Origin of the sequence: Pleomorphochaeta sp. DL1XJH-081 (assembly GCF_049310885.1) — a bacterium.
GTDB lineage: Bacteria > Spirochaetota > Spirochaetia > Sphaerochaetales > Sphaerochaetaceae > CAYZJV01.
In genome coordinates this window covers 1-425 of the sequence record NZ_JBMDYO010000037.1, presented here as the reverse complement: position 1 = coordinate 425, position 425 = coordinate 1, and the positions used below count along the sequence as shown (strand labels likewise).

The following is a 425-nucleotide window of genomic DNA, read 5'->3' as shown; positions in this document are numbered from 1 at the left end:
ATCGTGGGATCGAGCGACATCATCGCCGTCTCGAACGTGCGCACCGAGTTCACCGCCGAAAGCGGCTACATCACCGCCAACATCGCTGCGGCAGGTGGTCCGTACCTGCAGGTGGCGGCGCACAACAGCGGGACGCTTGCCTACCACATCACCAGATTCGATGCCTATGCCGACATCATCTATGTGCGTGACACGAACATCGTCAGGACAGCCGACAGCGTCTACGAAGGTGAAAATTCGGACAACCTGCTCTCTGAGGAGCTGTTGTTCGTACACGAGCGAACCCTGGCCCAAGCGCATGCGAACCTCCTGGGGCAGTTCCACCGCCATGCTGGCAGCCAGTACACATTCTTCTCGGCCGTCGACTTGAATTGCGGCTCCCTGGTACGCCTGATCGACGATGCCTTCAGCGGCCTGAATGTTTC

The 425-nt window shown here is 59.3% G+C and carries 1 protein-coding gene; it reads left to right on the top strand.

Going from position 1 to position 425, the window contains the following annotated elements:
- Positions 1–425 (top strand): hypothetical protein (locus ACODJP_RS13810; protein ID WP_422482487.1); only part of this gene is annotated, 425 nt, incomplete at both ends.